This is a genomic window from Leeuwenhoekiella aequorea (assembly GCF_004104375.1).
GTDB classification, from domain to species: Bacteria; Bacteroidota; Bacteroidia; order Flavobacteriales; family Flavobacteriaceae; genus Leeuwenhoekiella; species Leeuwenhoekiella aequorea.
Genome location: NZ_QOVM01000001.1, coordinates 175,894 through 201,805, shown reverse-complemented (window position 1 = coordinate 201,805; position 25,912 = coordinate 175,894). Strand labels below are relative to the sequence as shown.

28 protein-coding genes are annotated in these 25,912 nt (G+C 35.2%); 1 reads left to right on the top strand and 27 read right to left on the bottom strand.

Translation table 11 applies throughout. The annotated features are described in order from the left end of the window. Nucleotides 1–2: 2 nt before the first annotated feature. The 21 genes from DSM00_RS00855 to DSM00_RS00755 all read right to left on the bottom strand — a co-directional run bounded on the left by DSM00_RS00855 (nt 3) and on the right by DSM00_RS00755 (nt 19,447). A complete protein-coding gene (locus DSM00_RS00855) occupies nt 3–614 on the bottom strand; it encodes a hypothetical protein (protein ID WP_128756131.1) in 612 nt (203 codons plus the stop codon). After that, nucleotides 604–1,281, bottom strand: coding sequence for a hypothetical protein (locus tag DSM00_RS00850; protein ID WP_128756130.1), 678 nt, complete (start codon nt 1,279–1,281; stop codon nt 604–606). The genes DSM00_RS00855 and DSM00_RS00850 overlap by 11 nt, the downstream gene beginning before the upstream one ends. Before the next feature lie 64 nt (nt 1,282–1,345). After that, nucleotides 1,346–2,605 (bottom strand): murein hydrolase activator EnvC family protein, encoded by a 1,260-nt coding sequence (locus DSM00_RS00845; protein ID WP_128756129.1) that lies wholly within the window; start codon nt 2,603–2,605, stop codon nt 1,346–1,348. Beyond that, on the bottom strand, nt 2,605–3,375 hold the full coding sequence (locus DSM00_RS00840; protein WP_128756128.1) for a DUF4292 domain-containing protein: 771 nt from the start codon (nt 3,373–3,375) through the stop codon (nt 2,605–2,607). The genes DSM00_RS00845 and DSM00_RS00840 overlap by 1 nt, the downstream gene beginning before the upstream one ends. 4 nt (nt 3,376–3,379) lie before the next feature. Then, the gene (locus DSM00_RS00835) at nt 3,380–4,723 is read right to left on the bottom strand and encodes a tetratricopeptide repeat protein (RefSeq protein WP_128756127.1); all 1,344 of its coding nucleotides are present in this window, start codon (nt 4,721–4,723) and stop codon (nt 3,380–3,382) included. Between the two features lie 10 nt (nt 4,724–4,733). Continuing rightward, the gene (locus DSM00_RS00830) at nt 4,734–5,744 is read right to left on the bottom strand and encodes a sugar phosphate nucleotidyltransferase (protein WP_128756126.1); all 1,011 of its coding nucleotides are present in this window, start codon (nt 5,742–5,744) and stop codon (nt 4,734–4,736) included. 95 nt (nt 5,745–5,839) lie between these two features. After that, entirely contained in the window at nt 5,840–6,274 is a 435-nt protein-coding gene (dut, locus tag DSM00_RS00825) for a dUTP diphosphatase (protein WP_128756125.1), read from the bottom strand. A gap of 17 nt (nt 6,275–6,291) precedes the next feature. Beyond that, a complete protein-coding gene (locus DSM00_RS00820; RefSeq protein WP_128756124.1) occupies nt 6,292–7,725 on the bottom strand; it encodes an oligosaccharide flippase family protein in 1,434 nt (477 codons plus the stop codon). Nucleotides 7,726–7,805: 80 nt separating this feature from the next. Beyond that, entirely contained in the window at nt 7,806–8,240 is a 435-nt protein-coding gene (locus DSM00_RS00815; protein ID WP_128756123.1) for a hypothetical protein, read from the bottom strand. A gap of 114 nt (nt 8,241–8,354) precedes the next feature. Then, nucleotides 8,355–9,227, bottom strand: a complete 873-nt coding sequence (gene atpG, locus DSM00_RS00810; RefSeq protein ID WP_128756122.1) for an ATP synthase F1 subunit gamma — start codon at nt 9,225–9,227, stop codon at nt 8,355–8,357. Between the two features lie 32 nt (nt 9,228–9,259). After that, a complete protein-coding gene (gene atpA / locus DSM00_RS00805; protein WP_128756121.1) occupies nt 9,260–10,840 on the bottom strand; it encodes a F0F1 ATP synthase subunit alpha in 1,581 nt (526 codons plus the stop codon). A gap of 49 nt (nt 10,841–10,889) precedes the next feature. Beyond that, a complete protein-coding gene (gene atpH / locus DSM00_RS00800) occupies nt 10,890–11,429 on the bottom strand; it encodes an ATP synthase F1 subunit delta (RefSeq protein ID WP_128756120.1) in 540 nt (179 codons plus the stop codon). A 15-nt stretch (nt 11,430–11,444) separates the two neighbouring features. Further along, nucleotides 11,445–11,945 carry a F0F1 ATP synthase subunit B gene (locus DSM00_RS00795; RefSeq protein WP_128756119.1) on the bottom strand — a complete coding sequence of 167 codons (501 nt, stop codon included), beginning with the start codon at nt 11,943–11,945 and terminating at the stop codon, nt 11,445–11,447. 89 nt (nt 11,946–12,034) lie between these two features. Then, complete coding sequence (gene atpE, locus DSM00_RS00790) at nt 12,035–12,235, bottom strand: ATP synthase F0 subunit C (RefSeq protein ID WP_164916274.1); 201 nt, start codon at nt 12,233–12,235, stop codon at nt 12,035–12,037. Between the two features lie 38 nt (nt 12,236–12,273). Beyond that, the gene (atpB, locus tag DSM00_RS00785) at nt 12,274–13,455 is read right to left on the bottom strand and encodes a F0F1 ATP synthase subunit A (RefSeq protein WP_128756118.1); all 1,182 of its coding nucleotides are present in this window, start codon (nt 13,453–13,455) and stop codon (nt 12,274–12,276) included. A gap of 91 nt (nt 13,456–13,546) precedes the next feature. Further along, nucleotides 13,547–13,942: a DUF6168 family protein gene (locus DSM00_RS00780; RefSeq protein WP_128756117.1), complete on the bottom strand. Its 396-nt coding sequence runs from the start codon at nt 13,940–13,942 to the stop codon at nt 13,547–13,549. Beyond that, complete coding sequence (locus DSM00_RS00775; RefSeq protein ID WP_128756116.1) at nt 13,942–14,157, bottom strand: AtpZ/AtpI family protein; 216 nt, start codon at nt 14,155–14,157, stop codon at nt 13,942–13,944. Before DSM00_RS00775 ends, DSM00_RS00780 begins: the two co-directional genes overlap by 1 nt. Beyond that, entirely contained in the window at nt 14,126–14,530 is a 405-nt protein-coding gene (locus DSM00_RS00770) for a bactofilin family protein (RefSeq protein WP_128756115.1), read from the bottom strand. Before DSM00_RS00770 ends, DSM00_RS00775 begins: the two co-directional genes overlap by 32 nt. Nucleotides 14,531–14,534: 4 nt before the next feature. Then, nucleotides 14,535–17,102 carry a type IX secretion system periplasmic lipoprotein PorW/SprE gene (gene porW / locus DSM00_RS00765; protein WP_128756114.1) on the bottom strand — a complete coding sequence of 856 codons (2,568 nt, stop codon included), beginning with the start codon at nt 17,100–17,102 and terminating at the stop codon, nt 14,535–14,537. Between the two features lie 96 nt (nt 17,103–17,198). Further along, entirely contained in the window at nt 17,199–17,918 is a 720-nt protein-coding gene (locus DSM00_RS00760; protein ID WP_128756113.1) for an ABC transporter ATP-binding protein, read from the bottom strand. A gap of 59 nt (nt 17,919–17,977) precedes the next feature. Next, the gene (locus DSM00_RS00755) at nt 17,978–19,447 is read right to left on the bottom strand and encodes a DUF5687 family protein (protein ID WP_128756112.1); all 1,470 of its coding nucleotides are present in this window, start codon (nt 19,445–19,447) and stop codon (nt 17,978–17,980) included. Between the two features lie 104 nt (nt 19,448–19,551). Between DSM00_RS00755 and DSM00_RS00750 the strand changes: the two genes are divergently transcribed. After that, nucleotides 19,552–20,604, top strand: coding sequence for a ferredoxin--NADP reductase (locus tag DSM00_RS00750; protein WP_128756111.1), 1,053 nt, complete (start codon nt 19,552–19,554; stop codon nt 20,602–20,604). Between the two features lie 78 nt (nt 20,605–20,682). Here DSM00_RS00750 and DSM00_RS00745 read toward each other — a convergent pair whose 3' ends face one another. Genes DSM00_RS00745 through DSM00_RS00720 form a run of 6 tightly spaced genes read right to left on the bottom strand, consistent with a single transcriptional unit; the run spans nt 20,683 to nt 25,852 of the window. Then, nucleotides 20,683–21,627 carry an NAD(P)H-dependent flavin oxidoreductase gene (locus DSM00_RS00745; RefSeq protein ID WP_128756110.1) on the bottom strand — a complete coding sequence of 315 codons (945 nt, stop codon included), beginning with the start codon at nt 21,625–21,627 and terminating at the stop codon, nt 20,683–20,685. 6 nt (nt 21,628–21,633) lie between these two features. Beyond that, entirely contained in the window at nt 21,634–22,671 is a 1,038-nt protein-coding gene (locus DSM00_RS00740; RefSeq protein ID WP_241652333.1) for a glycosyltransferase family 9 protein, read from the bottom strand. Further along, on the bottom strand, nt 22,672–23,289 hold the full coding sequence (locus DSM00_RS00735; protein ID WP_128756109.1) for a DUF4254 domain-containing protein: 618 nt from the start codon (nt 23,287–23,289) through the stop codon (nt 22,672–22,674). 6 nt (nt 23,290–23,295) lie between these two features. Next, complete coding sequence (locus DSM00_RS00730) at nt 23,296–24,291, bottom strand: DNA adenine methylase (RefSeq protein WP_128756108.1); 996 nt, start codon at nt 24,289–24,291, stop codon at nt 23,296–23,298. Beyond that, nucleotides 24,288–24,932 carry a hypothetical protein gene (locus DSM00_RS00725; protein ID WP_128756107.1) on the bottom strand — a complete coding sequence of 215 codons (645 nt, stop codon included), beginning with the start codon at nt 24,930–24,932 and terminating at the stop codon, nt 24,288–24,290. Before DSM00_RS00725 ends, DSM00_RS00730 begins: the two co-directional genes overlap by 4 nt. After that, the gene (locus tag DSM00_RS00720; protein ID WP_128756106.1) at nt 24,920–25,852 is read right to left on the bottom strand and encodes a DUF6427 family protein; all 933 of its coding nucleotides are present in this window, start codon (nt 25,850–25,852) and stop codon (nt 24,920–24,922) included. Before DSM00_RS00720 ends, DSM00_RS00725 begins: the two co-directional genes overlap by 13 nt. Nucleotides 25,853–25,912 lie beyond the last annotated feature (60 nt).

Below are 25,912 nucleotides of genomic sequence, written 5' to 3'. Positions count from 1 at the left end.
TCTTATAACATAAACCGAAGACCGCTTCCTAAATTGAGATAGGTAACTTGATTAAAATTCCCCTCTAGCTGAGGAGCGGTTTTTATATTTAGATAATCTGCGCGTATTTCAACTCCTGCCGTAATTGCTAGCCATTTAAATATAGAATAGCTCAATTCGGGATTCAGCCAGATTGCACCTCCAGAATCTCTAAAGTCTAGATCATCTTTAATTCCTAAATAACTTACATAGCCTCCTCCGGCTGTAATTATTAAATCAAGATTAGACAGGAGATCAAATTGATAACCGATATCTCCTCCTATTAGAAACACCCTGCTCCTTTCATAACTTCCCGTAAATTCCGATTGTGTTATTTCGGCTTCAAATATGGAATAGCGAACTCCTATAAGGACTTTAGGATATATACGACCTAGGGCACTAAGTTTAAATCCCGGCTTTACCTTCATACCATCTGATACAAAATTAGACCCTATAGCATTAGGTATATACAATTGCGTATTTATAAAACCCTTACGCTTATAGCTATAAGAAGCTGCCGATGTAGTGTCTTGAGCGCACATTACTGCACTACAAATCATAAAACCTATTCCTATTAAAAATAACCTAATATTCAAAAACATACGTGTTTTCAGTATTAGTTAGTGGGATTTCAACAACCTGCTGATAATCATTATTAAAACGATAATAAAGTCTGGCAATTTCATTTTTTACTGAAGTTAACCTCATATCATAATTTGAATCTTGCTCATGTAGGGTGATTCTGCTGGTATGTGTGGAGTAACATCTACGCTTTGCTAAAAGTTCTTTGTCATTATCTAATTCTAAAGAGCAATAATTAGATGTATAGTCTAATAAAATCTTTAAGGTATCTAAAGTTCCGCTGGTATTCTGCGTTTTTAAATTGAGAAATGCGGTAGGTTTTACTATAATGTCACCTAAATCATAATTTAATCGGGATCGATTGGGTGAACTTAAATCGTTAACGAGTATAACCTCAGCAAATAGGCTATCTCTTTGTGCACCAGAATTTATTTGTATTTGAAATTCTCCTCGGTTTGATTCTAAAGAAACAAAATCGAAATTACCTGTGATTTCTGAAGCTGAAGCGCCCAGAATTGTTGTCTTTGATCCTGAGGTGATATTTATGTCAGAAACAGGAAAGCCCATGCCATCTATTAATCGGCCGGCTACACGAATTCGCCGTGAATCTATAACATCTTCAGCGCAAGAGGTCATCACAAACAAAATACATACTGCTAAAAGCTTAAGGTTTCTCAACATCTTGTTTAAATTGTAGATGACACAATATCAATAGCGTTGCGTTTAAATCTGAACAATTTACATACTACATATTATAAACCCAATCTTCAGGATTTAAACGCTCAGAATCTTTATAGACTAGAAATTTAATAATTGTCTTACCATTAAAGGAATTCTCTGCAATCTCACCCAGTGCCTGCTTGGTAGCTATCTGATCATTGACTTTTACCTTCAGATTTTTAAGGTTTTGATAAACCGTTAGGTAGTTTCCGTGGCGAATTAAAACAGTATAGCCTCCACCACGTATTAATTGTATTTGTTGCACAGTACCTTTAAAAGTAGCCCTTGCAATACTTCCGGGAGCTGTCTCTATTTCCACACCGCTATTATAGGTGGTTATATTAGGAAGTGTAGGGTGTTTTGACGTCCCAAATTTCTTATAAACTCTACCACGTTCAACAGGCCAGTCCATTTTACCTTTATTAGAAGCAAAGTCATTAGCGAGCGCTTTTGCGGCAGGGGTAAGCGAAAAGGTAGGCATCTTACTTACATTAGTTTTGCTTTCTTTTGCTGCTTCTGCTCCAGACTCTTTTTTAGAAGCTGCAATTGCTTCTCTAATCAAACGATCTATTTCTTTGTCTATACGGTCTGCCGCTTTTTGTTTATCCTGTATTTGCGCAACATAGGTAGATTCTTGTTTTCTAATTTTTGAGACCAATTCGTCTTGTTGTTTGCGCTCTATCTCAAGTTTTTCCTGTTCAATCTTATTCTGTGCAACCAGTTTTTGTTTTTCTTCTTTTTGCAAAGCCAACTTCTTATTTGTTTCCTGAAGTAAAGCGGTGCGCTCTTTGATCTGATCTCCTTGCTTTTTGCGGTAATTGCTGTATTGCTTCATATACTGCACCCGCTTATATGCTTGTAAAAAGCTTTTAGATGAAAGCAAAAACATAATTCGGCTTTGGCTACTTTTACTCTTGTAAGACTTCTGAACCATGCCTGCATAATCCTCCTTCAGTTTTTCGAGTTCGTCTCTTAAAGTAGTTAGCCTGTTTAGATTTTGATTAATTTTTTGGGTTAATAAATTGGCCTGACTATTTGTAACCTTAATTAGGTTTTGCCGGGTTTTTATTTTAGAATCAAGATCTTCAACCTGACTCAAAACACTAATTTCTTTTTTCTTGTTACTCTTCCGCAGTTTACTTAATTCTTCTATTTGACCCATTAACGTACGGCGCTGGCGCTCAAGCTCTGCTTGTTTATCATTTTGAGACCACAAAGCATTACTTCCTAGAATAAAAAGTACTGCTGCTACCAAACTTAATTTATGAACCTGCTTCAACTGCATTAAAGTTTTATTTCTTTTAAACCATCTGGAATACTAAACGGAAAACTTACCTCTGTGTTAAAGTCCACGCCTCTGTATTCTATATCTACACGGGTCTCCTTATCTTTTTCCTGAGCTATAATAGTAACTTCTGTAGGGAAATATCCATTTTGCTCTCTGGTATAATCTCCATACTTAATCGTCAAATCTCTTTGCTCTTTAGCTTGTGTAAGTCGTTGTTCTTGCAGTGTGAATGCTCCTGCATTTAAATAGAAAAACAAGTTAAATAAATTTTGTTGCTGTCTTGGCGCCACGAGATAACGTGATCCTGTAGCTCCTGCGCTAAAACCACCTTCACGTAAATCATAAATGGGTTCTCCCAGAAGCAATCCTTCCACTTGCTTATAGGTTAGTTCTGCACCTAACAAATCGCTAAGTAGTTTAAAATCTCCATCAAAATAAGTCCCGTCGATTTTCTCATAAAACTGAACACGATCTTTAGTTATCATCGCTTTTGCTAAGGATATACCTAAAACAGAGGCGCTCATCCAGATGGTTTCATCTTTTTGCATACGCAGACTTACGGTAACGCTTTGCGTTCTATCTGGATCTGAATATCTTATTTTTAAACGTGCCGCTAAAGTCTCAAACTGTGGATGGGTCTCATAGTGACTTGCAATTATCTTAGCAGACGCCAGATCATCATTAGTAGCAGTAACTTTTTTTGTTGATTTACAAGCTGAAAGGCTCAAAATCAAGATAAGTACAACACTTTTTATATAAACACGCATAGGTCTAATTCAAATTATTAATAAGTGTACGGTATTTTTCGATCTTTTTAGCATCACCTAACAGCTCATAAGCACGTAAAAGTTCACTATAAAAATCTGCAGTCATTTTTGGGTCATCTGCAATGTAGTCTAAGCCCATTTCCAAATAATCTTTAGCGCTTTTAGGCGCTCCTAATCTATTTTGCGCAACTCCATACACCAGATAAAATAGTGCTTGCGAAGGATACAATGTTAATGCCTCCTCACTTAATTTTGTAGCATTTTCAAACTGCTCTGCTTGTAATTGTAACATTAGCAAATTGCGCAAAACCCCCAGATCTGAAGGATTCTTTTTATAAGCGTTTTTGTAAGATGATAACGCTTTGTCTGTTTCTTTATTCTTGATGTAATACGCGCCTAATTCTTCATTAACATTAGTATCCTCTTCTTTTGCAAATAAAGCAACTGCCTGTTCAAGTTCTGCCTCATACTCCGGATTGCGATCTACAAATATTAGAAAGTCGTTTAAAATACTATGTTTAGCTTTTGGTTCTATTTTAGCGCTTTTTATAACTTTCTCTAACGAACTTACAGCTTGTTTTATATCTCCACTTTCAAGGTAATATTTGTACAATGCCATATGCACAATTTCAGTTTTGGGATTAACTTTTATTAATCTTTGTGCAGTCTCATAGGCTTGTTGTGTTTTACCTTGCTCACTATAGACGTAGATCAGGTTAAGATAATTCTGCTCATTTGCGGGATTTGCAGTTATTTGTTTTAAAAGTTCCTTTTCTTGAATATCACCTCCACTTAGCGCTAGCGCTTGCTGCCGAATTTGATTGCGATAGGCATCTTTACCTAACTTCTCATCCAGCTCGTCAATAAGACTTATTGTCTTCTCAAAAGAACCTTTACGCAAATAAATACGGGCTAAATCTTCTTTATATCTAATATCAAATTGCACGAGTTGAGTAACCAGATCTATAGCTTTTTCAAAATCCTGCCGCGCATAATAAACATCATACAGACTCACCATGATATCACGTTGATTAGGTTTTAACTGTAGTGCTTTTAAATAATTATTCTCTGCTTCGATTATATTACCCAGCATAGCTTCATTCTTTCCTTTCTCAAAATAAAGAATAGCTTCTTGAGGTCTTAATGAAATGCATTTATCTAAGGCAACAAGGGCACGCTCATAATTCTGTATTCCTTTTTGCTTTAGTGCTTCAAAAAAATACTCCTGAAAATCATCTGTAACATCTTCCAGATTATCAACATTTACGTCTTTTAATGTAGCAGGTTCTTGTGCTTCCGCCACTAGCGAAAACAAAGAAAGTACAAGTAAACACGTAACTAATTTCATTAAATAAAGCCTATATCAATTCGGAATAATCACCGATACTAATTTCGGTAAAATTACCATTGTATTTGGCGTAATTACCTATCATCGCATTTTTTAATTGTGCATTTTTTATAGTGCTGTAATTTTGAATTAAACTATGCTCAATAGTACTGTTTTCAATGACAGTACCCTTACCTACGGAAACATTAGGACCTATTGTCGAATCTTTAATTACTACATCATCCCCTAAATATACTGGCGGAATTATGCTAGCATTCTCTAGTTTAGCTGAAGGAGAAATTAATTTCTCTTCTTCTGTTTGTAAAAACTGAAGCATTCTTCCGTTTGTCTCTACCGTAACATTTTTATTGCCACAGTCCATCCATTCCTCAATTTTCCCGGGTTTAAAGACGTAGCCTTTAGCTTGCATTTGTTTGATACCGTCGTTAATCTGGTATTCACCTCCGTGCATAAGATTAGCATCTAAAACTGCTTGAAGTTCTTCTTTTAAAACAGATCCATCTTTAAAATAATAAATCCCTATAACGGCTAAATCTGAAACAAATTCTGCTGGTTTTTCTACCAGACCTGTTATTTGGTTATTTTCACTTAATGAAACCACACCATACGCTTGCGGATTTTTTACCTGCTTTACCCAGATTACGCTATCTGCCTCTTTATCTAGTTTAAAATCTGCTCTAAAAAGTGTGTCTGCATAAGCAATCACGCAAGGACCGTCTAATGATTCTTGAGCACACATAATGGCGTGGCCAGTACCCAATGGTTTGTCTTGATAATATATAGTTCCCTTTGCGCCTAAACTTTGGGCAATTTGCTTTAAATTTTCCTCCGTTTCTACACCAAAATCTTCGGCTATTACAAAGGCAATTTCCTCTATTGTTTCTTCCGAGACATGAGCTATATCTTCAACAAGACGTTGAACTATAGGTTTGCCTGCAATAGGTATAAGAGGTTTTGGTATTGTTAAAGTATGTGGGCGCAGTCGAGAACCGCGACCAGCCATAGGGACTATAATTTTCATAATTTTAATTTCAGATATTTCCCCTTTTGAGATTTACAAAAGGCATCTCGCATATTATTAATGCGGGACTTTAATAGAACAAAATAAATAGCGTTTTATTTTGTTCCTGTGCTTCCAAAGCCACCCGCTCCACGAGTAGTCTCATTAAGTACTTCTACCTCGTTCCATGCTGCTCGCTCGTGCTTTGCTATTACTAATTGCGCGATACGCGCACCACTTTCTACAGTAAAATCATCATTTGAGAGATTCACAAGAATAACCCCTATCTCACCACGATAATCTGCATCTATTGTTCCTGGTGCATTTAAAACAGTAATTCCGTTTTTTGCTGCAAGTCCGCTTCGCGGTCTCACCTGGGCTTCAACACCTACAGGCAATTCAATAAATAAACCAGTTTTAATTATGGAGCGCTCTAAGGGTTTTAAAACCACAGGAGCATCTAATACTGCTCTTAGGTCCATACCTGCAGAAGCTATTGTTTCATAATTAGGTAAAGCGTGATTCGATTTATTAATGATATTTATTTGCATTCTTCTTTATTTAAGGGCTATTTATTTCTTTTTAAAATACTTTTTAATTCCTTTTTTTCTAAATAAAAAATTAGAGCAGTAAATATGAAAATCAGTAATGCACTGATATAATAATGCGCTCTAAAAAAGTAAAACGACACTAAAGCTCCGGCTGTAGCAACAACCAGATACAGGCTTATACGACTTACATTATACGGAATGTGATAATATTTTTGTCCATAAAAGTACGAAATCAACATCATCACACCATAGGCTACTACTGTAGCATATGCCGATGCCATAAAGCCGATTACTGGAATTAAAACTATATTTAGAACGATAGTGAGACCGGCTCCTAATATTGAAAAGTACATTCCGTATTGGGTTTTATCAGTTAGCTTATACCAAACTGATAAGTTATGATAGATCCCTAAAAAGAGATTCCCTAAAAGTATATACGGTACAATTTCAAGAGCTTTCCAGTACTGCTCATCTCGTATCAATAGTTCTTTAAAAATATCTATGAAGCAGACAATTAAGAGAAGACCACCTGCACCAACGATGACAAAATATTTTAAGATAGTGGCATATGTGATAGGAGCATTTTTATTTCTTGCGTGATTGAAAAAAAATGGCTCTGCCCCTAACCTAAAAGCTTGTATAAAGATGGTCATAAATACAGCCAATTTATAACAACCTGAATAAGCACCCATTATATCCTTATCAAGCATATTACCTAACAATAATTTATCAAGATTTTCATTAATTACAAATGCCATCCCCGCGACTAATACCGGCCAACCATAATTCCATAATTGTGAAAAAAGATGTTTATCAAAAACCAATTTTGTCTTGAAAAAATCTGGGAGTATCAGCAGCAATGTTACTGCACTTGCGATTAGATTTGCGATAAAGATGTAAGTGAGTAATTCGTCGGAATTATACCAATCAAAAGAGAGGGAGAAATAAGGTATTGCCCAAAGAAGGAAAAAGTTTAGAAGTACATAAATAGCCAGATTTATAAGTTTAATCCCAGCAAACCTTAGCGCCCTACCTTTTGCCCTTAAATAGGCAAACGGAGCCACTACAAGCGTATCTAGTATAGTTACGCCTATCAAGTATCCAATATACTTAACGGGCAACTCTAAAGCTTCTGTAATGGGTTCTTTTAATAGCCATAAAAGTACAAAAGCTATACAGCTACTAATTGTCAAGGCAATTAAAACTGTAGAATAAACCCGTTCCTTATTTTCAGATTTTGAGAAAAATCTGAAAAAAGCAGTTTCCATCCCATAGGTTAGCAAAACATTTAAAAATGCAGCACCTATGTAAAAAGAAGTGTTTTCTGCATAACCCGTTGTTTCCAGTTTTTCGGTATGTAAACCTATTAAAACAAAGCTCATCAATCTAGGCAAAATAGTAGCCAGACCATATACCGCTGTATCCTTTACAAAACGCTTAAGTACACTCAAAAAAGTTTTATTTAGGGTTCAAAAGTAAGTTAAAGTAGCCAAATTAAAATCACTTTAATGCTTTCAAACTTGGGGAATGTTTACAACTCGCTTTTTAAATCTAGCACCTTGTATTTAATCTCAGATTCTATAATGTAGCTTAATAAAGCTTCAGATTTCTCAATTTCTAAAGGAGGCTTAACCGGAAGTTGTGGCAATGTATTTTTTGCTTCTTCTGCTCTATTTACAGAAAGAATTCGATCTTCTGAATTGATCTTGGAAGGAGCAAATTTTGCAGAAAATTTATTTTCACTGTAATTGACTACAGCAGATTTCTGATTGTCAAAATATAAATATTCAAGTTGCGTATTATGATTCAGCTCATTTACTTCAAATGTAATTTCAAATGCTTGATTATCTAATTCGATTCGTTCTATATTTTTTACTGAAAAGTCTCTGACGCCTAAAACTTTATTGCTTCCGCAAGAACTCACAAGAAATGCTAAAATTATAAAGATTGAAAATTTATAATACATAGAATATATTTTGGGTTAGAATATTAATATTGAGACTTTGGTTTTTTATTGAAATAACAAGAATAAAAAAAGCCTTGCAATTGCAAGGCTTTAATATATGAATTTTAAATAATCTTAATTGTTTAATGCTTCTGCACCACCTACAATTTCTAAAATTTCATTTGTAATTGCTGCTTGTCTTGCTTTGTTATAAGTAAGCTTAAGCTGATCTCTTAATTCAGTTGCATTATCAGTTGCCTTATGCATCGCAGTCATACGCGCACCGTGTTCACTTGCTACAGAATCTCTAACCGCTTTAAAGAACTGTGTCTTTAATGCTTTAGGAATTAATTGTTTTACAATTTCCTCTTTAGATGGCTCAAAAATATAATCTACAGAAGACACTTCTACATTTTCAAATTGCTCTTTTAAAGGAACAATAGGTAAGAATTGTTCTCTTGTAACAATTTGCGTAGCAGCATTTCTAAATGAATTGTAAACCAATTCCACTTTATCATACTGACCATTTACAAATAAGTCCATCACATTTTCTGCGATTACCTCTACATTTTCAAAGGTAAGATCGTCAAAAATTGCATTGTCGTTAGAAATAATTTTAGCCGACTTCTTAAGAATATCACTAGCTTTTTTACCTACTGTTAAGAAGTGTACTTCTTTACCAGGGTAAGCAACTGTTTGAATATTCTTTGCTTCTTTAACGATGTTAGAGTTAAAAGCACCAGCTAAACCTCTATTTGAAGAGATCACAACTACTAGCACTTTTTTAACTTCACGTTCTTCGGCAAAACGACTTCCACTATCGCCTTCCATAGAAGCGCTTAAGCTTTGTAAAAGTTCGGTTAATTTATCAGAATATGGGCGCATAGCTGTAATAGCATCTTGAGCCCTTTTCAACTTTGCAGCAGACACCATTTTCATAGCGCTTGTTATCTGCATCGTTGAGGATACTGATGAAATCCGGTTACGTATTTCCTTTAAATTTGCCATTCTTTAATTGGTTTTTTCGCTTTGCGAAAAAATTACTTAGTATATCTAGATGAAAGGTCTTTTGCTACAGTAGTTAACGTATCGATAACTTCGTCTGTAAGTTTACCTGCTTTTAAAGTGTCAAGCACATCTCTGTGTTTAGCATTTAAAAACTCCAGGTAGTCTCTTTCAAATTCTTTAACTTTATTGATAGGCACATTACGTAGCAAGTTTTTAGAACCTGCGTATATAATTGCGATCTGATCTTCTACAGTAAATGGTGTGTTTTCACCTTGCTTAAGAATCTCTACGTTACGCTTACCTTTTTCAATTACACTTAATGTAGCAGAATCTAAATCTGAACCAAATTTGGCAAAAGCTTCAAGTTCACGGAAAGCTGCCTGATCAAGTTTTAAAGTACCTGCAACCTTCTTCATTGATTTAATCTGTGCATTACCACCTACACGTGATACAGAAATACCCACGTTAATTGCAGGACGTACACCAGAGTTAAATAAATCCCCATCTAAGAAAATCTGACCATCTGTAATCGAGATTACGTTAGTAGGAATGTACGCAGAAACGTCACCTGCCTGAGTTTCAATAATAGGAAGTGCTGTTAATGAACCACCACCTTTAACGATAGGCTTTAAAGTATCTGGAAGATCGTTCATATTCTTAGCGATATCATCATCTGCAATAACTTTTGCAGCACGCTCTAATAAACGAGAGTGTAAGAAGAAAACGTCTCCAGGATATGCTTCACGTCCCGGTGGGCGACGTAGTAAAAGAGATACCTCACGATAGGCTACCGCTTGCTTTGATAAATCATCATAAATAATTAAAGCTGGACGACCAGTATCTCTAAAATACTCACCAATAGAAGCACCTGCAAAAGGAGCATAAACCTGCATAGTTGCAGGATCTGATGCATTTGCAGCAACAATGGTGGTATATGCTAAAGCACCTTTTTCCTCAAGTACATTAGCAATGTTTGCTACAGTAGAAGCTTTTTGTCCTATTGCAACATATATACAATATACAGGCTCACCTGCATCGTAAAATTCTTTTTGATTTAAGATCGTATCAATACAAACAGTAGTTTTACCTGTCTGACGGTCACCAATTACAAGTTCACGTTGACCACGACCTACAGGGATCATAGCATCAATAGATTTAATACCTGTCTGTAATGGTTCTGTTACCGGCTGACGATAGATAACACCTGGAGCTTTACGCTCAAGTGGCATCTCATAAGTTTCACCTTGTATAGCTCCTTTACCATCTATAGGCTGACCTAAAGTGTTTACAACACGTCCTACGATACCTTCACCTACATTAATAGATGCGATACGCTGGGTACGTTTTACTGTAGCACCTTCTTTAACCTCTTTAGAAGGACCTAAGAGTACAACCCCTACATTATCTTCTTCTAAGTTTAATACAATACCTTCAAGACCTCCGTCAAATTCAACGAGTTCTCCGTATTGTGCGTTAGAAAGACCGTAAACACGGGCAATACCATCACCTACGGTAAGTACTGTTCCTACCTCATCTAATGAAGCTGATGCTTCAAAGCCTGAAAGTTGTTTCTTTAATATTGTTGAAACTTCAGCTGGTTTTACTTCTGCCATTTTGTTTGATATCTAATAAGTCTTTGTTTAACTCAAGACTTAGTTGTAATTATAAACGATTACTAAACTCTTTTTGTATTTTATCTAATTGGTTTGCAACTGTTGCGTCGTATTGCACATCACCTACTCGTAATATAAACCCACCTATAAGGTTAGAATCTATATGATGCTCAAGTGTAACATCTTTACCGTCTGTTATCTCCTTAACTTTTACTAGAACTTTTGCCTCTAAGGAAGCATCCAGTTCAACTGCAGTTGTTAAATGTGCAACAACAATACCTTTAGATTTATTGTAAAGATCAACATAACTTGATGCTACATCTCCTAGAATTGCAGTTCTTTTTTTGTCAACTAATAATTCTATAAGACTTGTTGTACTCAAATCATATCCACTAAAAATTGCAAGCAATGATGCGCGTTTATCATCAGATTTTATAATCGGACTCTTAAGCACATTTCTTAATTCTTTACTCGCGTTGAGGGTTGCCTCAATAGATTTCATATTACCAAAAACAACTTCAGCAGTACCCTTTTCACTGGCCTGTTCTAAAATTGCTTTTGCATAACGTATTGCTGCTCTTGAAGACATGAACTACTTTTTTAATTAATTAAGGGTAGCGTCTTGCAGCATCTTATCTACATACTGCATTTGTTTATTTTTGTCTGAAAGCTCTTCCTTCACTACTTTCTCAGCAATTTGTAAAGAAAGCTCTGCAACCTGACTTTTTAACTCAGCAACTGCAGCGCGCTTTTCAGCAGCGATTGCTTCTTGAGCCTGAAGGATAATTTTATCTGCTTGAGATTTTGCATCTCCTTCTGCTTCAGCAATCATTTTTGCTCTGATCTCACGAGCTTCTTTAAGCATTCCGTCACGCTCTTCACGAGCTTGCTGTAATGCTTTTTCATTATCTGCCTGAAGGTTCTGCATATCTATGCGTGCTTTTTCGGCAGCTTCTAATGCACCTTGAATACCTTCTTCACGATCATCTAATGATTTAAGAATAGGTTTCCAGGCAAATTTTACCATTAGTAAAATAAGCACTAACAATAAGACTGTTTGCATTATAAACAGTCCCGGAGAAAAGTCATTTAATAATTGATCCATAATGTGATCGCGTTTATTGTTTGTTTAATTAAAACTCAAACCCTGCAACCAACCGTTACAGGAGATTGAGTTTTGATTTTTTGTTTGGATTATTTTCCTAAGAAAAGTGCACCAAATGCTAAACCTTCTAAAAGTGCAGCGATGATAATCATTGCAGTTTGGATTTTACCGGCAGCTTCTGGCTGACGAGCGATACCTTCCATAGCGCTTCCACCAATTTTACCTAAACCAATACCAGCACCTAATACGATTAAACCAGCACCTACTAAATTTGGAACCATTGTTTCCATAATTAAAAAATATATAAATAATTAAACAAAAATTAATTTTAAATGAAATCTGCTCTTACATCTTCTGCATCCACATTATCGTGCGCGTGGTCATGATCGTGATCATGCTCTGCAACCGCCATTCCTATAAATAAGGCAGAAAGCATTGTGAAGATATAGGCTTGTAGAAATGCAACAAGCACTTCTATTAATGTTATAAATAATGACAACACAAATGATAATAGTGTTGATCCCGCAGGTGTTAATTCTCCTTTAAGCGTAATCATAATTGCAATAAGACTCATAATTACAATGTGACCTGCAGATATATTTGCAAATAATCGAACTAAAAGTGAGAAAGGTTTTATAATAAAAGCTCCTACTAATTCGATAACTGCTAATACCGGACGTATTAAGTAAGGAACTCCAGGCATCCATAATATGTGCATCCAGTAGTCTTTGTTACCACTAAATGTATAAATAATCAATGTAAATATTGCCAAAGCTGCAGTTACCGCTAACTGTCCTGTAACGTTAAATCCAAATGGTGTTAAACCTAATAAATTCAGAATCCAGATGAAGAAAAATACGGTCAATAAAAACCCTGTGAATTTTCTGTATTTCTTCTCACCGATATTAGGACGTGCTAACTCATCACGCACATAAATAACAAGTGGCTCTAATACTCTACCAAAACCTTTAGGAATTGTTCTCTTTTTGTATTGTCTCGCCAATGACGAAAACCAAATCAACATTAATATTCCTATTACAAGAATACCTACTACACTTTTTGTAATAGATAAATCTAAAGGCATGTGTGCATTAACCGGATGGTGATCCCCTCCTATCTCAACAGTCTCTGCGCCTTCTTCTAATTCGTAGATTTTATCATGAAGATTCACAAATCTGCTTCCACCTGCTTCAACCACTACTTCACCGTTGATATCGTGATGAAAAGCAGAAGACATAAATGCTGCAGGACCATTACTTCCCCATACAATAACAGGTAATGGTAAACCTACAGAATGACGCACACCATCATCACCTGTATACGAATACAAATGAAAATCATGAGAATCTTTAATATGATGTTGAATATACTCATCAATCTCTTCTTGAGTATCCAACGTGCCAGCATCATTACTTTCTGCAACGCTGTGTTCCTGAGCCGTAGCTGCGTTTCCAATGGTTAGAAACATCAAAACGGTTAAAAATTGGATAGGTAATTTTGCTATCTTCATTATTATAATTTCAAAAATAAGGCTTGCTAAAATTTGCTGCAAAACTAAACATTTTATTCAGAATAAGAATCATTTTAAAACAAATAAACCGCTAAGCATTTCTATTTAAGATTTTTGTAATGGCAATTACCTCATAAATCAAGTAAATAAATATGGGTATCAGCAAACTAAGACTCTCAGCTTTGCTTAAAACCACACCCGAAAACAGGGTGTTTTTGAACACTAAACAGAATATTCCTATTTTACCAATCATTGTTGCTAAATATATAAACCCTAACTGATCTGAAAATCGCTTTGAAAAGCTTGCTATAAGTTCAAAACCTACGCATATTACTAATGTTGCGATTGCCTGAAATAAATAAATATTTAATAACGAAAACGGGTGTTCAATTTCTAAACTGCTCAATAGGGCAGTGTGGATAAAATATCCTAATAAAAAAAGAGCTGCAATTATTACAAAATAGGTGACTAAGCGCTTTGTAAGCATTATTTGTTGAGTTGTTTTACTCCCCGAATAACGATATACATCGATAAAAATACAGCGAGTAAAGTAATGGTTGATTCTAAATATGTGGTTTCAAACTTGGTGTCTAACCAAGATCCAAGGAGGTTACCTAAAAAAATAGTTCCTCCCATTTGAATAGCTATTGTTGAAAATTTTGCCCAGGTGCTAAGCTGATTTTCCGGTTTCTTTTCTGACATTGTTTGAAAGATTTTTTACTCCATTACCCATTTCACAACTCGCATTAAAATCTGCTCCTGGCTCTACAGCAAGTCTTCCTGTAGAAACATCGCCATTTACAACTGCACTTGCACGTAAATTAAGAAGTTCTTCTACTTTTAAAATCCCTTCTACTTTGCCTTCAATATCTGCATCTTTGCAGATGAGAGTTCCTTTTAGAAGTCCGTTTTTACCTATTACTACTTTTCCTGTACTTTCTAATTTACCTTCTAATGATCCGTCGAGTCTAAAATCTCCTTGTGATTTTACATCTCCTACAATTGAGGTGCCATCACTTATCCTATTTTGTTTACTTCCTTGGTCTAGATTATTTACAGATTTATCTTTTCTCATCGTATTACTCTACTTCTTTGTTTTTAAATGCTTCTATATTTTTATGTATCTGAACAATTCTATAATTGTCTGCGCTTATTACAATTGGTTCTGTTTTAACTGTAGTAGATTCAGATTTCTTTAATTTTTCAGCAAAAAACATCGCGTCTGCTGCAGTCTTAAAACCGTGTATTACAACAAAAGTCGTGTTTGAATCATACACATCCCGAGATGTGAAAATGGCTGAAGACCCTTGTTCTTTTATAAACTGTGTAAAGAAATCATTATACAGATTTACCTGCTCTAAGTCTTGCTTATTAATTGCATAAAGTATCTTAAAACTAAGTACCTGAGAATCTGGTGCAAAATCAGCACTTTTCAATTGTGGTAGTGCCTTTTCAATTAATTCTTTAGCACGTTTGCCCTCCTCTTGATTAGGATAATTTAAAGCAACATAATTTAAAGCTGCTTCATATGCTTCAAAGCCGCGATATCTACCGATTGCTGTAGCTTTCAGTAATTCAAATTTTGGCACAAAAGAATCTCCTGCAAATTCGTCAATATAACGATCTGCATTCACAATGACTTGTTTAAAGTTTTGATTTTCAAACTGTTCATATAAATTATTATACAAAACCTCTGGACTGTCTGCATCTTTAGCCAACACATTACCAGGATTATTAATTATACTAGCGTATCGAGTATCTGCATAATTTATAAGTATATCATTTTTATACTTATCTCTATTGAATGCTTCATTCTGAGAGGCATACAGTTGGTAAAGATTATATTTTGCTGGCAGTATTAGACGTTCTTCAGGATCATTTTGTAAAAGCGCCTCTAACCGCTGTATAGCTAGCTGAGGCTCTTTTAATTTTTCTTTGTAAATAAGTCCAAGCTGATAATAAGCATAATTACGTGCTGTATTTATGCTATCAATTACAGGTTGTTGAGATGGAATTTTTGAAATATAAGTATCTACAGAATACAAACCGTCTTCCGTAAGTTTTAACTCGTCTTCTCTTCCAGAAGCTACTTTTTCTTCTTGCAGTGCTCCTTGTTTATTAGATATACGCCAGTTATCTTCATTAGCTCTAGATCCCCATCTGGATTTAAAATCTAGTTTACCTTGTGCAACCTGTACTGGGTTATAAAAATAAAATACACTTCCTGTCGGGACCTGTGTGTCTGGAGTAAAAAATTCATTATTAGCAATAGTAGCTTCAGCGATTGATGCCGATATAGAATCCTTACTTCGTTGCTCTTTTAATTGAAATATATAATCTTCAAAATAGCTTTTACGATCTGCAGAATTCATTGCAACCAATTTTAATATGCTATCGTTGCTCTTAGAAATACCTTCATAAAGTATGACGTCATTTAGATTTGTACGTTTCTTATAAATGTCACGGAACTCTCGGGTATTTTCAGGAATAAAAGACAATGTACTGTCATAATAAGCACCTGCTTGTAGATACTCGGAATTGTCAAAATTAAGTTCGCCAAGACTTAGGTAATTCCGTGAGACTAGAAAATTATCAGCACTTTTTGAGGTAAGAGATTTATTGAAATAAGAAACTGCGGAATCTTGTTGTCCCACATTTAGATAAAACTGCGCAAACTGATAATTTATAATATCTAAATAAGGTCTGTTTTCCCTATTGCTCTCTAAATTTGTAAGCAGTTCAAAAAGTTGCTGTTGATCCTGAGATTGATAATCAAAATTTGCAATCTTATTCACATAAGCATTAATCATATATCGTCGTGGCGACTTGCGATTTAAATCAATTACCTTATCGTAATTGGCATTTGCTAACTGAGGTTGATCTACTAAATCATACAATTGCCCTTGAATAAAATAATACCTGCCTTTCTCTTCATTTTTACGAGTTAAAAAGGCCGCTTTTTCAATATAGACCAGCGCACTATCTATGCGGTTTTCTGTAATATAACCTTGCGCTAACATGGCAGATGCATCTGCATAATCCTGTGCATCAAGTTCTTTTTCTTCTTTGAGAAGTTTGTGAAGTTGCTCAATGGCGATTTTAGTATTATCTAATCTAAGATCTGTTTTTGCCTTCCAAATTTTTGCTTGAGCGATATTATTACTGGCGGGATAATAGGCGAGAATATAATTGAAAGCTTCAAGGGCGCGAACAAACCGCATATCGTAATAGCGGGATTTTCCTAAAAGCATAAAAGCTTCATCCATTTGCGGATTGCGCTCAGAGCCATTTATTTGCATACTGTGCTTTTGAATGGCTTTAATAGCTTTTTCTTCAGCAATTTTAAAACTTGGATCTACAGCATCTCCGGGTAAGGGAATGTACTCTGGATTTTCTAAACGCTCAACTGGTAAAATAGACCAAAAATTATCTTGATACCCGTTAATAAGAGCATCACGACCTTGCTCAAAAGCTTGCCTACCGTTAAACAGCGTATTGTATTCTGTAGTAAGTGCGTGAAAATTTCTACTTAGAAATTTGTCTTTTTTACGCGAGCACCCCACAAGACCACTCGCTAACACTGCTAAGATGAGTATTTTTTGTACCTGAGTTTGCAAATCTAGTTTAGTATAAAGCAATAACTGCAAAGTAGCAAAATTAGTATGAACGGTTTAAATAGCTATTGAAATAAATTTAATGCGCCAAAATTGATTACTTAAACACGCTTTTTAATCACATTAACATTAAACATTCTCAGCCACAGTATCCTCTTTGCTAAAATAAGTCTCTAACTCCTTCAGCGTGGCTTCAGAGGTTCTAATATCTCTAACTACACTTCCTTTTTCCAGAACCACAATACGCTCGCACACTTCTGTAACATGAATAAGATCATGACTAGAAACTAACACAGTGATATCTGTATCTTGAGCTAGTTTTTTAATAATGCCTTTAAGTCTAAATTGTGTTGTAGGATCGAGATTTGCAAAAGGCTCGTCAAGAATAATCACATCAGGATTACCTATTAAAGTGGCAACGATTCCTACTTTCTTTTGGTTTCCTTTAGAAAGATCACGCAGATATTTACGTTTGCCTAAAATCTCATCATTGAAGAAATCTGCAAAACCTGCTAATAATGCATCAACATCTGCTTTGTTTTGACCCCGTAACTCTCCTATAAAATAAAAGTATTCTTCTGCAGTTAAATAACCTATTAAAAAGCTTTCATCAATAAATGATGCGGTGTGTGATTTCCATGCTTCGCTCTCATTAACCTTAACTTCTCCATTTTGAATATATCCTGTAGTAGGTCGTATAAGATCTAATAGCGCACTAAATAGTGTTGTTTTTCCTGCGCCATTGTTTCCTACAAGACCAAAAGCTTCCCCTTTAGGAATATTAAGTTCTTCAATCTTCAAAACGGTAACTCCGTTATAGGTCTTTGATAAATCGTGAATATGTATCATATTGTATAGTTCTTTGTTCGTAGATAATTGTTTTTCCCTTTCTTAAGGCTAACAAGGGATTAGTTCTTTTGTTTATAGGCTGCGATGGTTTTATATTTTTCGGCTTTATACACACTTTCAATTTTTTTGAACATAAAATCTCTAAATGCAAACCCAGCCAGACCGGCGAGCGCGACTAATGCATAACCTAAAACGGGTCCTAGTGTAAAATGACCTAGTGCATACAAAGCAATGGGCAGCAATAATTTAGGCACAGTGATCAAAAGGGTTTTTACATTAAAAGAAGAGCTGTCTCCAAATGCTTTTTTATTACTCGTTAAATCTATTGGAGTTTTGATATAAGCACCGCCTAGCAGAACCACGTGGCCATTAACACCCATATTAAAAATGCCTCCTACAAGAATAGCTGCGTAAGCTTCCCATCCAAAATAAAGGTAAAAAGCACCAAGAACCGTAGATATAGCTGTAGCAATTACAACCAGCATCCATTTTGACTTTAAATATTCCTGATACTTAATATTTTGAGTCATCATTAAGGGGTAATACGAACTATCCCAACTAGGTACAAACTGACCAAAACTGAACATAAATCCGCCAGAAACAAATATACCGGCAAATATCTTCATAAATGGATTGTCATAACTTTCAATTCCGCCAGAGAAAAATAGAAGACCGTAAAAAAGAAACACCACACTCATAATCAATGTAGTACGCGACCTCTTATTGCGTTTTATGAGTTTTATATCATTTTTTAAAAAACTGGCCGTTTTCCCGAATCGATCCAACCAGTCAAGATTTTCGGTAGATGCCATCTGAGCTTTAGTAGCGAGTCCTGCATCTAGATAAAGTCTTCTTAAGAAAAAGCTATGTGCAACCTTATAAAAAATTACAACTACTACAACCGGAATTATAAATAGCCACACATAATCATAAAGACCCTGAAAGTAAGCACCTATATAAGGTGTTACATCAAATACTTCATAATACTGTAAGGCTCCAAAAGCTGCAATTACAGTCGCAAAACCTACAACCAGAGCAAGAGCGTCGTTAAGAAATACATTTATAAAATTATTTATGTAAATCATCGCTAAAATGCCAATATGCCAAGTAATTACATGTAAGGGATCATAACCCTTAATGAGTAATACCACACTAAATGGAATAAAGAAAAATGCGTGGATACAGTTAAAAAAAGAAACCATTGTTTTGCCTAATGCAAAATCTACGATCTTAGATTTTTTAAACGGAATTATAAGCAGCGGTTTTATATTTACCACGGGCATTTTTTGTAAAAAATATTTGATGAGAAGATCTACAACCAGGTAGTAAATTAGAAAACGATTTACGGTTTGCAGCGGCTCTAATCCTGCCTTTTCCAGGCCAAAATAGGCTCCTACACCCGCCATAGAGAATATTCCAATAAAATAAAGCGCTCCCAGCGCCATGAATATTTTAAGAATAATATTTGTTTGAAAGGCAGCAGATCTAAAAAAGCTTTTCCACTCTAGATTGAGAAAGTGTTTAATCATCTAATTTATTTTTTGGCTTATGGTCATACTATTAGTGTGAAAATTATAAAAATGTTACGCTTCATAACCATCATGCTTTGTATTTTTGCCAAAATTTTTAAGCAATGAGCGATTTTCACGCACTTACTATACAAGATATTACACGCGAAACGGCACAAGCTGTAAGCATAACTTTTGGTGTACCTGACGCACTAAAGAAGCAATTTGAATTTAAAGCCGGGCAGTATGTTACTTTAAAAACCGAAATTGAAGGGAAAGAAATACGCCGTGCATATTCTCTATGTTCAACACCTCAAAGTGGTAAACTTAAGGTTGCTGTAAAGGAAGTAGAAGGTGGTACATTTTCTGTGCTGGCTAATAATAAATTAACAGTAGGTGAATCTCTTGAAGTTCATCCTCCAGAAGGCAAATTTTTTATTGAAACCAATGCTGATAACAATAAAGATTACGCAGCATTTGCAGCAGGAAGTGGTATAACGCCAGTACTATCTATTGTAAAAACGGTTTTAGAACAAGAGCCGAATAGCAGATTTGTTTTGCTATACGGAAACAGAACAATCGAAGAAACGATTTTTCATAAAGAGCTTTTAGAACTTCAGCTAAAATATCCCGAACGTTTATTTTTAGAATTTGTATTTAGCCGAAAGCAAGAAACAGATTCTCATTTTGGACGTATCGAGAATGCAACAGTTAATTATATACTGAAGAACAAGTTTAAATCTCATGATTTTGATCAGTATTTTTTATGTGGTCCTGAAGAAATGATCAAAGGGGTTAGCGCTATTCTTGCTGAAAATAATATAGCTGAAGACAAAATTAAGTTTGAGCTATTTACCAGTTCAAATGACGGTGCAGAAATCGCTGAAGCTTTAGATGGTGTTACCCAGCTTAAAATTGTGGTTGACGATGAGGAGTTTGAACTTACAATAAATCAAGATAAAATTGTTTTAGATGCAGCTTTAGATAATGACATCGATGTACCCTATTCTTGTCAAGGGGGTATTTGTAGTAGTTGTATAGCTCGTGTAACAGAAGGGACCGCTGTGATGCGTAAAAATCAAATTCTTACAGACGGTGAAGTAGCAGAAGGATTAATTCTAACCTGCCAGGCATTAGCTACCTCAGCAAACTTGACAGTTGATTATGATGATTTATAGAGATTAAATTATTCTCCTAAAAAAGCACCTCAGATTAAAATCTGAGGTGCTTTTTTTTAAATATATTCTTGTTTCTCGCTAGATGAATCGTTGAATAATTTTTTGAAGAGACTCAATAGATGTTGTATGTTCAATTGTAGGTCCCGCAACCCATACCGTTTTATAAGTCGCTCCTGCCGCTGCTTTGGTAACCATATTAGTCCCTTTAAAAAAGCGCAGCATCTTTACATACTTTTTAAGCCATTTATTTTTATTCAATAGGCTTTCAATCCACGATTGTTCTGTACCTATTTCCTGTACATAAGGTGTATTAATGACTGTACAAGGCGTTCCGCTTATCTTTTGAGTAACTACTATATCTTTTGCCCCATACGCCACACAAGCTTCTTTGTATTCTTTAGAGACCCCTGCTTCTTCTGATGCAATAAACGGACTCCCAATACTTACTCCTACTGCACCATAGCTCATCTTCTCCTCCAGCTCAGATTTATTACCTACCCCACCGGCAGAAATCACAGGGATTTTTAACGCTTCATTAATCTCCTTTGTCAATTGTTTAGGTGACCTGTCCCCTCTATGACCTCCCGCTTCATTGTTAACAGCAATTACGGCGTCACAGCCTAATGCTTCTACTTTTAAGGCTTGTTCAATATTTACAACGTCACAGAATACAAGAATTCCCTTTTTGTGCGCTTCTTCAATTACTTGTTTAGGATTTCCCAGTGATGTAATTATAAAATCTACACCCATCTCGCAGCATACCTCTAATTGATCTGGAAATTTAAGATTGGATTTATTTACAATTAAATTGAAACCAAAAGCCCCATTTTCTGTTTTTGAGGCTTTTAATTGAGTGATCGCTTCTCGCAGTTCTGGAAGTGTACGATAATTTAATGCAGGAATACATCCTGCAACTCCTGCTTGCATTGCTGATTTTATCATTGCTACATTAGAAACTAAAAACATAGGAGCAACAATAATAGGGTGCTCAATATTAAGAAGTTGCTTGAGTGTTTTTTTCATAATATTCTAATCTAGAAGTGCGTAAATGCGTTGTAAAACTTGCTCTGGCAATATGGTATGCATGACATTTTCATATCCTTGTGGAACTTTATTACCATAAACAGATGTGGGTATCGCAGGATACCTCTCACGATCTGCAAGTAATTGATTTTCTGTTGATTGTTTGTACGGTGCAAACCCCAAATAAGGATGTGTAGCACCCCAAATCGTAAGTGTAGGAATCCCAAAAAGTGCAGCCAAATGTCCATTTCCACTATCCATGGCAAGCATAGCATCTAAATGAGATATCAAGGCGATTTCTTCGGAAAAACTAAAGCAACCGGCAACACTACATACAGCGTCATATTTTGATGCCAATAAGTTTAATAGCCGCTCTTCTTCTTTACCACCACCAAAAAGAATTATTTTATAAGGCTTTTCACTTAATGCAGCTAAAACTTCATCGAGTAATTCTAAAGGGTATTTTTTACCATCGTGAGCCGCAAAAGGTGCAATTCCCAACCACTTTTGAGGTTCATTTCCTAACATAGCTCGCACATTATTGCTTAAACTCTGCTTTGCTAGAATCTCACTTCCATCAAGTTGTACGGGATAACCTATTTTTTTAAAAACTGAAGCATATCGCTCGTGTGTGGTTAATAAAGGTCTAAAATCTTTATTAACAGATTTTGTTAGGGCTTTTTTCTCAGCTCGGCCTTTATCTATTTGAGCGGTATAGTTTCCGCGCAAGCGAAAAAAAGATTTTAAAACATGTGATCTTATAACACTATGTAAATCTGCAATTGCGGTAAAACGCTCGGGCTTGAGATCCTTAAAAAGTTTATAAAGACCTAATGCGCCTTTGTATTTTGTTTTAACATCTGCTCCATAAAAATGAACACGCTCAATAGATTGAAAAAGAGGCGCAAAAAAAGGTTTTGACACCACAGTTATTTCCAGATCAGGGTATCTGCGTGTTAACGCGATTAAAACCGGAATGGTCATCGCCACATCACCCATAGCAGAAAAGCGTATGCATAATATATGTGGCGATTTTATTGCCATTTATGAGTTTCTGTTCTGATTACGCAATACTGGATTTAGCTCATCATCATTGTACATTTTCATCTGCTTGTAAACTTTCATGTACTTATCTCCATTGCGAATATCAATGATAAGTGTGTCTATGGCGGCACATAAATCTACCCGTTGCTCTAAAAGTATATCTAGTTTTTTCTGGCAAGCTTCTTTATGGTCATCTGAAGCATCCTGGCGGTTTGCTTCTTCTTCCATATGATAAATTTTAAGGGTAAGAATAGATAAACGATCTAATGCCCACGCCGGACTTTCTGTATTAATCGTTGCATTATCATTAGGCTCAATATCCTTATATTCTTTAAGAAAATAACTGTCTATATACTCCACCATATCTGTACGTTCCTGATTTGAAGAGTCTATTTGACGCTTCAATTTAAGTGCTGCAACAGGATCTATTTGCGGATCACGTATAATATCTTCATAATGCCACTGTACAGTATCGATCCAAGCTTTACGGTAAAGTAAATGTTCTAAGAAATCTACGTCTGTATCAAACGGATTTTTAAAAGGCTGGTCTACATCATTTTTAATGTGATAATCATCGACAGCGCGCTCAAAAATTCGCTTTGCGGTATGTGTAATCATGGTATTCTATTTTTCTAATATGTGTAAAAATTCTGTTGTTGTTGTGGATTTATGATTTCTACTTTCAGTTTTATCTGCTTTAAACCGCTGATATTCTGTAGTTACTAAATCATATTTACCATAACGCTGCATTATCTTTTTTACAAGTTCTGCAGGCATTAATCCTTCATTATTATAGCTTAGAAAGATTGTATTAAAATTTGCAGAAGCGATCAAGTTATCAAATGCCTGTTCTACTTCTAGTTTACTACAAAAGGCACTTTTTGAATAGTCGCGCAGACCTGTTTTGCCTCTAGGTACAAAGGTATCTTTTTTTGCAATAGTATTTAGTAAATGGTAATTAGCCCCGTATTGTCTCGCATTGTAAGGAGGGTCTAAATATAAAATGTCACCTTCAATACTTTGAATGAGCGCATTACTATCTTCATTAAATACCGTATGTGAGCCGTTTGTGCATTCAAAATCTGCAGCTTTAAGTACTAAAGATTTTTGAGCAGATTTTTTAATATTTTTTAAATATGCTCCATACACAGATGCTGTATTTGCAACTTTATCTGCACTTTCTAACAGAGAAGCCAGAAGAAAAAAATAAAGATCTTTATTGATACTATTTGAAATGTACCATTTCTCAATTTGCGCGCGTATAGCATCTATTTTTTTTCCATTCTCTGCAGAAAAATAAAGTCGGTTTGCCGCTCCAGACTCGCTATAGGTTTGATATATAAATCCGCTTACGGGTTTTAAATTATTTAGTTCTTCAAGATATTTTTCAGCATCTAGATTAATGTTATTGCCTATATAATTTCGATTTAAAACATAGCTATAATATTCAAGATCATTTGCTATTACCCCCTTTACGAGCGGTTTAAGTTTGCGGCCTACGCTACCCGTGCCTGCAAAAAGATCACAGCATATTTTTGCAGACAAATCGGTTCCACAAACAGATTGAATGTTAGTGAGTAACCAATGAGAAAGTTTATGTTTTGAACCTATATAATTCATTTAATCGCCCAGATTATGTCTGAATATGCAGGTTTTGTTTCGGTTATATGTGGCCGCTTTAAATTATAGATATCAAAGCTTTCTACATACTCTTCAATATGAGTTTTAAGCCATTCGATTTCTGCTTTTAACTTATAATGATCTCCATCTTCACTGTAAACAATAAGGAACAATCTGTTTTCTATATGATACCGTCTACCTGTACTTTGATTGAGGTAAAGCCACTTAATAAGTTTTTGTTGATGTGACATGGCAAAATCAAGATCTCTCCCAAAACCTTTAGGGAATTTTGAAGTCTTAAGATCAAACTTTATTCCTTGGATGCTAAAATCAACAAGCCTATCTTTTTTATTCTTAGCAGCATCTACCCCGTCAAGTTCAATAAATACTTGCTCTACAGCACAGGCACTCCAGAAATTATACCAGCGATTAACTGTATAATAAAAGAAATGTTTTTTGTTTAAACGGTGTTTATCTACAGTTTCCCTTATACGCTCGAGAAGCGCTTCAAACTCTTGAATATTATATATAAAATTGCTGTATTTATCCCAAACATCGTTTTGTTTCCTAAACCAAATATCTCTGTAAGGCCACCGCTTTTTGAGCTCCTGCTCAAGTTTTACTAAATCTAATTGTGCCAAAACAATAAAAATAAAGGGATGAGTAATGCAAGCCATAAAAGCATTTCTTTAAACCAGAAACTCTTATGTTTTTCAATATAAGTAGCACTAATTATAGCTAACGGGCCAAAGATAAAATACAATTCGCTACCATCTCGTAAAGGGGCTAAAAAGAGTATAATTATTAAAGCAACTGCAGAGCTTATTAAAATTAAAAAATAAGAAGCCTTAAGTGTTTGAGAAGCATCAGAAATCTGTGAAATGTAAAATGTACCACACCACAAATAAAGTGCTAGGAAAAATGAGGCCGGTAATAATAGACTTAGCGAACTATAAGCTGTAAAGTCTAAGGTGGGGAGTTGCACATAATTTAATGCAAAATCTACTACGCCATCTGTGTACATACTGTACGTAACGGCAATAATAAGTACCGCAAATATCCCTGTAAAAGGAATTAACCAGTTTCTATAATCTAAGCGCCCATAAAATAAGATGGCAAAGTAAAGCACAATCAAAAACAAAAAGCTCCAGAAAAAAAACAAGGATGCTATCGTAATCCAGAAAGCGGCGTCAAAGACTTTTTTACTAAAATCATTAGAAGACTTTAAACTTATGATGCGTCTTAATGCTAAGAGAATAAAAGCTCCCGAAATTATAATATCTGAATTAAAAAATGTAGTAGGTACTGCAAATGAAAAACAGACAAAAAGATAGACGATATATGTGTTACGCTTAGTAAGTGTATTTTTTTTGACCACAAAATTAAGCACACCCAGTGAAAACAAATAAACGAGCAGAATAAAAAACTGGTTTATTATAGTATATGCTGTTAACTCATAAAAATCTGATAATACATATAGACCCGAAAAATAAATAAGCACTGCAATTACAATAATTGCAAAATTTATAGGTTTTGAAACGCCAAAAAAGCTTGTAAGCATCTTAGTTTTTTATATTTTTGCACCGCACAATAAGACATTGAACGTGCGACTTCGCTAATA